Raw genomic sequence first — 10,662 nt, forward strand, 5'->3', positions numbered from 1 at the left:
GCAACTTTTTCCCACCGATACACCCCTCTTTGCTCGGTAGGCTGTCGATACGTCCATCGATATTCATTTTGAGGTAAAACTTGTTCTACCGTGGTTACTAGCGAATTCAATCTGGGAAATGGACTCAAATCTCGGACTTGAAATAAGGTTTGCACCTGTGGTTTAGGATTGTGAATAGTCAGCGCAATTTCTAACTCTGCGCCAGCCGTAACTGGTAAAATTGCCCCACGACTAATTGTCAGAGCTTGAATCGATCGAGCTGGTAAAATTGCCGATACACCGAGTAAGGCTACTCCCACCCCACTCAATACATATAGCCAACCAGCCATCGTATTAGTCGCTGCGCCAAAGAAGCAAATCGTCAGGATCGTCAACAACCATCCAGCATAAGCGGGAGTTACCCAGTTAGTTTCCAGCCATTCATTAGCGCGGTTGAGTATGAGCATTTAGATTCAGCAATCGAGATTAGACCTTGATATTATTTAGAGTACCCATCGATCGACAGTGGTTCACTGGCAAAGAGTATCGATCTCGATCGGCATAAACGCGGTAAAATTTTTACCTATGCATCTCAGTACAATTTCAAGTTATGGCAATGCGCTGTTACAGCAGTGGCACCAACAATTTCGATCGTTAACAATATCGTCAGGGGATCGATCTTTTCTAGTGCCTATATACCTAAGTATTCATGGGGATTCAACTTTATCAAGGTTTTTCGGCTTACTATCATCGCACGGCGGTAATTATTTTACTCGTGGGCTTTTTGGTGAGGCTAGTTATCTCCATCTGGCTAAATCCAGGATTTGAGGAAGCCCATTATTATCTCTACACTCTTCATCCCGATTGGAGCTATTTTGATCGTCCGCCACTGGTGGCTTGGACTACAGGTATTGGTGTCTGGTTGACCGGACAAGTATCTCAATTTACAATTAGGATCGGCACATTACTGCTTTATACTGGCTCATTAATCTTTCTCTATCTAGCTGCACTCAGATTGTATCCGCTGCAAGTTGCCATTAATACACTAGCGATCGCCTCGGCAATTCCGATCTTTCAGATTGCTTTTGGGACATTAAGTAGTCCCGATACACCACTATTATTTTTCTGGGCGATCTCATTGTGGCTAGCCACCCAAGAATTTTTTGATTATCGCGCCTATCATCCTAGTTATCGATTGACATTGCTCTGTTTGACAGTTGGATTGGCTTGTCTGGGTAAATATGATGGCTTAATTTTAGGCTTAGGTTTAATTGGTTTTTGTCTATTTAGTCCCCATTATCGTCGTGCGCTTAGATCTAAGTGGTTATTAATTGGCATTCCAATTTTTTTATTGACAATTTCACCGATATTGTTTTGGAATATCATTCATGATTGGGCATCATTTCGCTTTCAATCTGGACGAGATATCTCCACTGGTGGTTATCAGATCGATCGAGTAATTTCGACACTCTTATTTGAAATACTCTATCTATTCCCCACTTTTGGTTTGCCATTATTATGGGCAATTATCCGCACTACCAGCCAACAAATTAAAAATTTCGATTGGCGACAATATACGAGTGGTCGATCGTTTCGGACTGAATGGGATTTAGAAAAAAGAGCATTACTATTGTGGCTTTCCTTACCGCTAATTCTCGGATTTACGATCGTGTCAGGCGATCGACAAATTTCACCCGATTGGAAAATGCCTGGATTTTGGACGGCAACAATTTTACTCGCCGAATTAGTCGCGATCGGTCGTCGTAACTCGGCTAATCGCGTTCCCTATCGGTGGTTTTTTGGATCGATCGCCGTCATCATTTTACTACTATCGATCGGTCTATCCCATATTGGGTCGGGCACATTTCAAACACCCAGTAAATCGGCAATATTTGGATTATTCCCAATTAAAACTGACACTTCTACCCAGATTTTCGATCTGCAACAGCTACGTCAAGGATTTGTCAGCAATAGCAAGTTAAATCGAGCACTGAAAAAAGCAGATTTTGTTTTTACCAATCGTCACTATTTAGGTGGGCAAATCGGTATGGCGATCGAACCAATCTTTCATAAACCGATTACTTGTTTCGACCCAGAACCCCGTGATTTTGCCTTTTGGTCGCAATCAAAACAGTGGGTGGGTAAAAATGCTATTTATTTAGGTAGCAAAACCTTTGAAGTCGATCTAGACGCGCAAAAACGATATCCTAGCTATTTTAAGGAATTGACGAAACTCGGCGAAATTCCCATCCGTCGCAGTGGGGAAATAGTCGAAACATTTAGTGTTTATCAAGCTCAAACTATGCTCAAACCTTTCCCGCGTCCTTATGGAAATTAGGGCATGTTGACGTTAATTGGATTAAACTTGGATCTCCGCTAATGCTCGCTCAAGTACCTCTACTCCCGCTCCTGGGAAAACAGATTGCTCTGTGATTAACCGCTTCCAAATCCGACTTCCCGATTGTCCGTGAAATAGCTGTAACATATGACGGGTAATGCTATTGAGCTTCCAGCCTTGATGCACCCACTCATCAATGTACGGAAGCATCGCTGCGACAATTTGATGGCGGCTGGGGGGTGGAGTTGTTTCGCCATAGATTTCGCTATCGGCATGGGCGAGAAGATAGGGGTTGTCATAAATAGCTCTCCCAATCATCACTGCATCGACAAATTGAAGTTGGTTTTGAACTTGTTCTAGGCTAGTGAAACCACCGTTAATCTCGATCGAGAGGTGGGAAAAATCCTGTTTGAGCCGATGTACTTCCTCATAACGGAGGGGAGGGACTTCGCGATTTTCCTTGGGACTCAAGCCCTGCAACCAGGCTTTGCGGGCATGAACGGAAAAACCTTGACATCCGCTTTGGGAGACAATCGAGACGAATCTGACCAGATCTTCGTAACTATCGACATCATCTACGCCGATGCGATGTTTGATCGTGACAGGAAGTTTGGTTGCATTCACCATTGCGGCAATACATTCAGCAACATGTTCGGGTTGGAGCATCAGACAGGCTCCAAAGTTCCCACTTTGAACGCGACTGCTGGGACAGCCAACATTGAGATTTACTTCGTCATAGCCAAATTCTTCGGCAATTTGGGCACATTTAGCTAAGTCTTGGGGATTATCCCCACCAATTTGTAATGATAGAGGGTGTTCGGCTCGATCGAATCCTAAAAGTTTCTGTTTATCTCCATGTAAAATTGCCATGCTTGTCACCATTTCGGTATACAACAGGGTGCGTCGGCTAATTTGGCGTAAGAAGTAGCGACAATGCCGATCGGTTCGATCCATCATTGGAGCTACACTTAGAGGGTGTAGAGATCTAGCAGATTTATGACTTGTCAATTCGGAGCTAACTGCTAACATTGTTTGATTGGGTGCGATCGATACGTTGCTTGCTAAATATTGTATCCACTATTTACTATCTACAAACCCCTATCACCTATGAACGATAACCAACAAATTATTATCCGACTAGAAGATGTTAATAAAACTTATGGAATCGGCGATACTTTAGTCAAAGCATTAGATGGTGTAAATTTGACGATTGCGGAAGGTGAATATTGCTCGATCATGGGACCATCCGGTTCTGGCAAATCTTCAGCAATGAATATTATTGGTTGTTTGGATCGACCAACTATCGGACATTACTATTTAGATAAATTAGATGTCTCCACCGTACCCGATGCAGAACTAGCCAAAATTCGCAATCGTAAACTAGGTTTTATCTTTCAACAATTCCATCTTTTACCTCAACTTACCGCTCTAGATAATGTCATGCTCCCGATGATTTATGGGGGACTACCGCCGAGCGAACGGAAGGAACGCGCTGTTGTCGCTTTGGAGAAAGTTGGATTGAGTAACCGAATGGCAAATCGTCCCAATCAACTCTCTGGAGGGCAACAGCAACGTGTCGCGATCGCTAGGGCAATTGTCAGCGAACCACGAGTATTGCTGGCTGACGAGCCTACAGGTGCCTTAGATTCGCGGACTACTCAAGAAGTGATGGACATTTTCACCCAGTTAAATGAGACCGGAATTACGATCGTCATGGTGACTCACGAACCCGATGTCGCAAAACAAACTAGACGAATTGTTTGGTTTAAAGATGGACAAGTTATCCATTCTCATCTTACGCCTAGTGATATCTATCAGGTGGCAATGGCGGGATGAATTAGTTGAAAGTTGAAAGTGAATAGTTCTGGTTTAAAATTCCTAAAGCCCAAAGTCTAGTTTTCATCGCATTTATCTAGATCTTCTTCAGGTTCAGACAGATTAACCAAGACTTTATCTACTCGTTTGCCATCCATATCGACGATTTCAAATCTGAGTTTTCGCCATTGGAAGTATTCTCCAGAAATGGGTATCTTGCCTAGTTGCATACTGACAAAACCGCCAAGAGTATGATAGTTGCCTCGATCGACTGTGCTAATCGCGCTTTCGGGAATGTCGAATTGGTCGAGTAATTCTTCGATCGATAACATTCCATCCAACAGCCAAGAACCATCTTCACGCTCAATGATTTGAGGTTCTTCTGGTTCTTCATTGAAATCAGTAATATCACCCGCGATCTCTTCAAAGATATCGTGCATGGTGACTAGTCCTTGAATCACCCCATACTCATCCACCACCATCGCGATATGTGTGCCAAATTTTTTGAATTGTTCTAGTACTTTTAAGCCGCGCGTACTTTCGGGGATAAATAGTGGTTGGCGGAGAGATTCGGTCAGATTTATTTCTTCACCTTTGAGAGTTTGCGAGAGTAAATCGGCGACATGAATTACTCCCAAGACTCGATCGAGTTCGCCCTCACATACAGGTAATCTCGAATAATCGCTGTCGATAATTTTTTGACGGGTAATCGCGATCGAATCTTCACTATCGATCCAAGTAATATCTGGGCGGGGAGTCATCAACGCACCAATTTTGAGATTGTCTAAACTCAATACTCCTTTGACCATATCGTTCTCGGATTCCTCAAATACCCCCTCGATCATCACCTTGATCTCTTCTTCGGTTACTTCTGGATGATTGGAAGGTTGAATTCCCAATAACTTAACGACAAATTTGGTAGATCCACTCAAGATGAAGATAATTGGTGCCGATAATCTGACGAGTAAATTTAGCGGTACAGCGACTAAACTAGCAACTTTTTCAGGGCTATTTAATGCTAGTTGTTTAGGTACCAACTCCGAGATGACAATAGTCAGATAAGTAATAATTGCGATCGACATTGCCGATGAGATCGGTTCGCTATATTTGGGATCTAACCAATTTTCCAGTAATGGTAAAATTACCCGTGAAATTGTACTCTCACCTCTAGCACCACACAAAATTACCAGCAGAGTAATTCCAACTTGAACCGTCGGCAAAAAGCGATCGGGTGCCATTGATAATCCTAAAGCGATTCCAGCACGTCGATCTCCCCGATCTGCCAATTGTTGTAATCGAACTTTTCGGGCTGAGACGATCGCCATCTCCGACATCACAAATACACCATTGAGTACGATGAGGAAAGCAACCAGCAATAATTCCGCAGTTAGAGACATGAAACCAAGAATGAAGAATTGTCCGAATACTCTCTCTAGTGTACCTGCTATGGTGCTAGTCGCTAGTCAGGTGTTTTAGCTGGGAGCTGGGCTGTCTTGTCCACACAAGTCGGCTGGACTTCTTTTAAAGGTGGGCTTACTCCCTAAGCCCCCTTGTAAAGCCTACCGTGTATACACAAGTGGTTGAAAACTAAGAATAAGGGTTTTTGCATTTTTCTTTTCTTGGATGAAACCACCCTGCCCAGAATTGGGAGGTTGGGGGGGCGTACAAGACTAAAAACGAAGTCCAGCCGACTTGTGTATATACGGTAGCCTTGTAACGGGGAGGACTGGGGTGGGGTAACACAGACTACGCAGCAACTCAAATAACTTGTCGGTACGCGGTAGCTTTTTAAGCGGAATTTCTAGGGTTTTCGCTTTCAACTTTCAACTTTCAACTTTTTAATCCTTTCCGCCACTGCGAGTACGGCAAACTGAGGTAAGGCTAAGGCTCTACGCCAGCGGCTGGGTTCTTGTGCGATGCGGTATAACCATTCTAAATCTAATTTACGGACGAATTGTGGTGCGCGATTTTTTATACCAGACCAGACATCAAAACTGCCACCTACACCAATCCAAATTGCCTCAGGACACAGATGAAAGTTGTCTCGAATCCAAATCTCCTGTCGAGGCATTCCCAATGCTACCAGGATGATTTTGGGCTGAGTTGCCTGGATGCGATCTAATAATTTGGCTTGCGTTTGGGCATCAATATAACCATGTTCGATCCCGACAATATTCAGGTTTGGTAACTCAGTTTGCCAGTTTTGAGCAGCCTGCTTGACAATCTCTGGTTTCCCGCCATAGAAAAACACTGGGTAGTTTGATTCTGGTTTACCCGCCAATCGCAGCAACTCTTCCCCCAGATCGATGCCCGCACAGCGAGATTGTTCGATGCCATGCAATCGCAACGCCATGATAATGCCCGAACCATCTGGAGTAACCAAGTCAGCCCGATCGATGATAGCGGAAAATTCGGCATCCTTATTTGCCTGAATAACGATTTCAGCATTCATCGTGACCACGTGGGTGCCAATCCCTTGTTGCATTCTATCGGTCAACCACGAGATATAATCAGTAGAGAGGTTGACTGGTTGACCCAAAATCTTGAATTGCGGCAAAGGTGTAGATGCGCGATCGGACATGTAAGTAGCAGAGTGATTTGATGATATTTTCATTGTCAGTATTTATCGATGCTCCTTGTAAATCTTGTGAAAGACGATCGATCTATTGGCTGTCATTTAATTGGCTTGACAACCATTCATCTAATGGTTGCCCGTCTTTGCGCTGTAGTTCAATTTTAATTGCCATCACTTCTCTAGAACCTACAGGCGCAGGTTGCTTATTGAAAATAATGTCATAGTCAGATGGATCTTCATTCCGCTGCTTGAGCCAATCCTCTACTTTAGTTTTAGCAAACAAAGATTGACCGCTCTCGTACATGCGGTTAATTTGGAGTTGGATACTGTGAGGATTGTGTTGTGCCATGAGGTGTTATGTGTCAGATAGCTTAATTCCAAAGGAGGGTAAGGGAAGAGTGGCAGAGATCGCGGGAGATGATGTTACTACTGCACTAAAATCGAACCATATCCATAGACTAATCTTACCCATCCTCAGACCGATCGATGCTATTTACTATATTTGTCTGCTGTTTGGCTCTCTATGTCGCCTGCAATTTAGGGGCTAATGATGTTGCCAATTCGATGGGTACATCCGTTGGCTCGAAAGCGGTTACGCTCAAACAGGCGATCGTCATCGCTGGAGTATTAGAATTTACAGGTGCGGTATTGTTTGGCAGACAAGTATCTTCCACCTTAGCTACTAGTATCGCGAATCCCGATTTATTTGTCAGTCAGCCACAAACATTATTACTGGGGATGATTGCGGTATTAATTAGCTGTGGGTTGTGGTTGCAGATTGCTACTGCCAAAAATTTACCTGTAGCTTCTTCCCATGCTGTAGTAGGTGCGATCGCTGGATTTAGTTGGGTCGCCGCAGGTTCGCAAGCGGTAAAATGGTCTGCACTAGGCTCGATTTCGCTCGCCTGGGTTGTTACTCCAGTGGTGAGTGCCTCGGTAGCTGCTGGCTTTTATCTGCTGATTAAACGCTGGATTCTGCAGCAAGATAAACCATTAATTCAACTCGAACAATGGATGCCGTGGTTGTCGCTGATTCTGGTGAGTGTGTTTGGGGTAATTGTTTTACCAACTGTTGTCGAAACAATACCTCTAGATTTTTTACCCGATGTTCCCCGTCACGATTTTTCGCTGGGATTGGGTGGGATGGCTGCGCTCTCGATTACCTTGGTAGGTTGGCGAAGATTGGCGAATGAGTCGATTGCAATTGAGTCAGCGACTAGCGCGAAAACACAGGAAGTTGTCGAACGTCAATTAGCCAGATTTCAGCTTCTGAGTGCTTGCTGTGTGGCATTTGCACACGGTTCTAATGATGTGGGTAATGCGATCGCGCCTTTAGCCACAATCCTATATATTCAAAGTACTAGTACCGTCCCTCAGTCTAGTTTAGAAATTCCCATGTGGGTACTAGTCCTCGGTGGAGTTGGGATAGTTACGGGTTTAGCGATTTGGGGGAAACAAGTCATCGCCACCATTGGCGAAGGCATTATTAAACTCGAACCCAGTAGTGGATTTGCCGCAGAATTAGCCACCGCAGCAACGATTTTGATTGCTTCGAGTTATGGTTTACCCGTCTCGACTTCTCATGCTTTAGTTGGTGCGGTAGTTGGGGTCGGCGTAATCAAAAATTGGCGCGATGTCAGTCTGAGTACGCTAAGATCGATCGGGCTAGCTTGGATCGTCACAATTCCGATCTCGAATCTCCTCAGTGCGGGAATTTTTACTATGCTCCGATACTTTACTACCTTCCCATTCGATCGATCCCCAAGCCTGGTAAATCACCTGGAATCAATTTTCCATCGATTAATTTAGCACCTATAAACGGATCGTCTAGTAAATTTAGATGACTATCTAAATCTAAATAATCTGCCAGTGGCGATAACTGTGCGGCGGCGGTATTGGCTAAAACTGTATCCGAATAACAGCCAAACATTACTTGTAAACCATGAGCGCGGGCGGTATGAATCATCCGCATTGCTTCAGTTAATCCCCCAGCCTTCATGAGTTTGATATTAATTCCATCTACTCTACCAACTAAACTTGGAATATCTCGACTGGTAAAACAGCTTTCATCGGCAAAAATCGGTAATGGCGATGCTTTCTTTAGTTCTATTAATCGATCTTCATCGCCGCGTGCTAATGGTTGTTCGAGATATTCTACGCCCAAATCTCCCAACCACTGACTCATGAAGATCGCATCTTCCAGATTCCAGCCGCCATTAGCATCGACAGTTAATTTTGCATCGGGCATTTCATCCTTAACTGCTAACATCATCTCGCGATCGGCACCAATTCCCAAGGGATTCCCCAGTTTTATTTTTAAAAACCGCGCGTCGAATACCTCCAACCATCCCCGAATTCTGGCTCTCGCCCCTTCAGGTGTATTTATCCCCACCGTCGCCGAAATCGGGACAATTTTATCTCGATCTAAGCCCCACAATTTCCACAGTGGTAAACCGACACTTTTAGCCAACCAATCATATAGTGCCAGATCGATCGCCGCCATTGCTGCGGAGGGTAGTTGATGTTTATTCATCAAGCTCTCGATCGATTGACGTTGGAGCGGATGATAGGCTACTAGATGGGGGATAAATGCCTGTAGAGCCGTGGTGATTCGATCGAATGACTGAACTTGACTACCGATCGAAAATGGTACCGCTTCGCCCCAACCTGTAATATTATCGGCAGTGATTCCGACTGCTAAATTATGATTTTGACTGCTGGTACCACGAGCGATTTGCAGTGCGAACCGTTTATTGACAGTGTAGGGATAAAGTTCGATTTCCATTTTTAGCAGTACCGATGAGTCGTTCGACTGAATTTAATAAATTTTAGCGGACTGATTGCCTTATAGTAGGTGAACCGTTCACCGATCGCCTCAAATTTTCTCATGGCTGTCAGTAAAATTTCCCTTGGATCTGTCAAACAACTTTTCCGCAACCGCCAGCATAATCTGTCTACCCAGTTGCTAGGATTGGGTTTAATTATTACGGTGAGTTTCGTCGCGATTGCTTTATTTGCGCCGCTATTACAAGCCGTCGGCTTACTTCAAGATCCACAAGACTTGTTAGGCTCTTCGATGCCGCCATATAATCCGATCAATCAGGCTCCTTCTTTACAGCATTGGTTTGGGACGAGTCGGGAGGGATACGATGTGTTTGCACGGACGCTGTTCGGCACTCAGGCGGCTCTGCAAGTAGTGATCTTAGCGACTTTGATGAGTTTGCTTATTGGCGTTCCGCTAGGCATGATCAGCGGCTATTTAGGTGGCAATCTCGATCGAGTCCTCCTCTTCTTGATGGATACGATTTACACGTTGCCTGGATTATTATTATCGGTAACGTTAGCATTTATCGTGGGTAAGGGTGTATTTAATGCAGCGATCGCGTTGAGTATTTCCTACATTCCTCAGTACTTTCGGGTGGTGCGAAATCAGACAGCCAGTTTGAAGACGCAAATGTTTGTCGAAGCGGCTCAGGCATTAGGCGCATCTACCAGTCATGTCTTGAAAAAATATCTATTTGCTAATGTGGTGCAAAGCGTACCAGTTCTATTTACGCTTAATGCGGCTGATGCGATTTTAGTGTTGGGTGGTTTGGGTTTCCTCGGCTTGGGTTTACCCGACGAGGTAGCTGAATGGGGACACGATCTCAAACAGGCTCTACCCGCACTTTCGACGGGGATTTGGTGGACGACGTTTTTTCCTGGTTTGGCTTTGACGTTGATGGTAACGGGTTTATCGTTGTTGGGTGAAGGTTTGAGTGAGTTGATTAATCCTAGGGAGAGAGGGCGGTAGTCTTGAAAGACTACTTGAGTTGCTGCGGAGATCTTTACCCCACCCCAACCCACCCCCTGTAAAGGGGAGGGGGCCGGAAAACCCCCCCCGTTTAAGGGGGGGGTGGGGGGGGAGAGCACCCGCGCAAACGAAGTCTAGCTGACATGTCGGTACGTGGTAGCC

Annotated in this window: 9 protein-coding genes and 1 pseudogene; 4 read left to right on the forward strand and 6 right to left on the reverse strand. The window is 44.7% G+C overall.

The features are described from left to right. Nucleotides 1-446 (reverse strand): annotated as a pseudogene (locus RMO55_RS19305) (DUF58 domain-containing protein); the annotation flags it as partial. A 242-nt stretch (nt 447-688) separates the two neighbouring features. Here RMO55_RS19305 and RMO55_RS19310 point away from each other — a divergent pair. Beyond that, nucleotides 689-2,317 (forward strand): glycosyltransferase family 39 protein, encoded by a 1,629-nt coding sequence (locus RMO55_RS19310; RefSeq protein WP_310429335.1) that lies wholly within the window; start codon nt 689-691, stop codon nt 2,315-2,317. A gap of 21 nt (nt 2,318-2,338) precedes the next feature. Here the strand turns inward: RMO55_RS19310 and dusA are convergent, their stop codons facing one another. Then, the gene (gene dusA, locus RMO55_RS19315) at nt 2,339-3,346 is read right to left on the reverse strand and encodes a tRNA dihydrouridine(20/20a) synthase DusA (protein ID WP_310429337.1); all 1,008 of its coding nucleotides are present in this window, start codon (nt 3,344-3,346) and stop codon (nt 2,339-2,341) included. 78 nt (nt 3,347-3,424) lie between these two features. On the opposite strand from dusA, the gene RMO55_RS19320 reads away from it, so the two are divergent. Further along, nucleotides 3,425-4,153, forward strand: a complete 729-nt coding sequence (locus RMO55_RS19320) for an ABC transporter ATP-binding protein (protein WP_310429339.1) — start codon at nt 3,425-3,427, stop codon at nt 4,151-4,153. A gap of 56 nt (nt 4,154-4,209) precedes the next feature. Here the strand turns inward: RMO55_RS19320 and RMO55_RS19325 are convergent, their stop codons facing one another. The 3 genes from RMO55_RS19325 to RMO55_RS19335 form a co-directional block, all read right to left on the reverse strand. After that, complete coding sequence (locus RMO55_RS19325) at nt 4,210-5,529, reverse strand: hemolysin family protein (RefSeq protein ID WP_310429341.1); 1,320 nt, start codon at nt 5,527-5,529, stop codon at nt 4,210-4,212. Between the two features lie 419 nt (nt 5,530-5,948). Next, entirely contained in the window at nt 5,949-6,746 is a 798-nt protein-coding gene (locus RMO55_RS19330) for a WecB/TagA/CpsF family glycosyltransferase (RefSeq protein WP_310429343.1), read from the reverse strand. 49 nt (nt 6,747-6,795) lie between these two features. Next, nucleotides 6,796-7,056, reverse strand: a complete 261-nt coding sequence (locus tag RMO55_RS19335) for a hypothetical protein (RefSeq protein ID WP_310429345.1) — start codon at nt 7,054-7,056, stop codon at nt 6,796-6,798. 137 nt (nt 7,057-7,193) lie between these two features. Here RMO55_RS19335 and RMO55_RS19340 point away from each other — a divergent pair, with 137 nt between their 5' ends. Continuing rightward, nucleotides 7,194-8,516: an anion permease gene (locus RMO55_RS19340; protein ID WP_310429347.1), complete on the forward strand. Its 1,323-nt coding sequence runs from the start codon at nt 7,194-7,196 to the stop codon at nt 8,514-8,516. On the opposite strand, the gene RMO55_RS19345 is transcribed toward RMO55_RS19340, so the two are convergent. Then, nucleotides 8,446-9,492 carry a dipeptide epimerase gene (locus RMO55_RS19345; RefSeq protein WP_310429349.1) on the reverse strand — a complete coding sequence of 349 codons (1,047 nt, stop codon included), beginning with the start codon at nt 9,490-9,492 and terminating at the stop codon, nt 8,446-8,448. The two genes, RMO55_RS19340 and RMO55_RS19345, sit on opposite strands and share 71 nt — an antisense overlap. Before the next feature lie 102 nt (nt 9,493-9,594). On the opposite strand from RMO55_RS19345, the gene RMO55_RS19350 reads away from it, so the two are divergent. Next, the gene (locus RMO55_RS19350; RefSeq protein WP_310429351.1) at nt 9,595-10,500 is read left to right on the forward strand and encodes an ABC transporter permease; all 906 of its coding nucleotides are present in this window, start codon (nt 9,595-9,597) and stop codon (nt 10,498-10,500) included. The last annotated feature ends 162 nt before the right edge of the window (nt 10,501-10,662 follow it).

This window comes from Chamaesiphon sp. VAR_48_metabat_135_sub, assembly GCF_031418915.1.
In the GTDB taxonomy this organism is placed as follows: domain Bacteria; phylum Cyanobacteriota; class Cyanobacteriia; order Cyanobacteriales; family Chamaesiphonaceae; genus Chamaesiphon.

Bases quoted from the DNA above. Each gene is read 5' to 3' on its own strand.
- RMO55_RS19320 (WP_310429339.1), top strand. From the start codon at position 3,425: ATGAACGATAACCAACAAATTATTATCCGACTAGAAGATGTTAATAAA.
- RMO55_RS19340 (WP_310429347.1), top strand. From the start codon at position 7,194: ATGCTATTTACTATATTTGTCTGCTGTTTGGCTCTCTATGTCGCCTGC.
- RMO55_RS19335 (WP_310429345.1), bottom strand. From the start codon at position 7,056: ATGGCACAACACAATCCTCACAGTATCCAACTCCAAATTAACCGCATG.
- RMO55_RS19350 (WP_310429351.1), top strand. From the start codon at position 9,595: ATGGCTGTCAGTAAAATTTCCCTTGGATCTGTCAAACAACTTTTCCGC.
- RMO55_RS19325 (WP_310429341.1), bottom strand. From the start codon at position 5,529: ATGTCTCTAACTGCGGAATTATTGCTGGTTGCTTTCCTCATCGTACTC.
- RMO55_RS19310 (WP_310429335.1), top strand. From the start codon at position 689: ATGGGGATTCAACTTTATCAAGGTTTTTCGGCTTACTATCATCGCACG.
- dusA (WP_310429337.1), bottom strand. From the start codon at position 3,346: ATGTTAGCAGTTAGCTCCGAATTGACAAGTCATAAATCTGCTAGATCT.
- RMO55_RS19330 (WP_310429343.1), bottom strand. From the start codon at position 6,746: ATGAAAATATCATCAAATCACTCTGCTACTTACATGTCCGATCGCGCA.
- RMO55_RS19345 (WP_310429349.1), bottom strand. From the start codon at position 9,492: ATGGAAATCGAACTTTATCCCTACACTGTCAATAAACGGTTCGCACTG.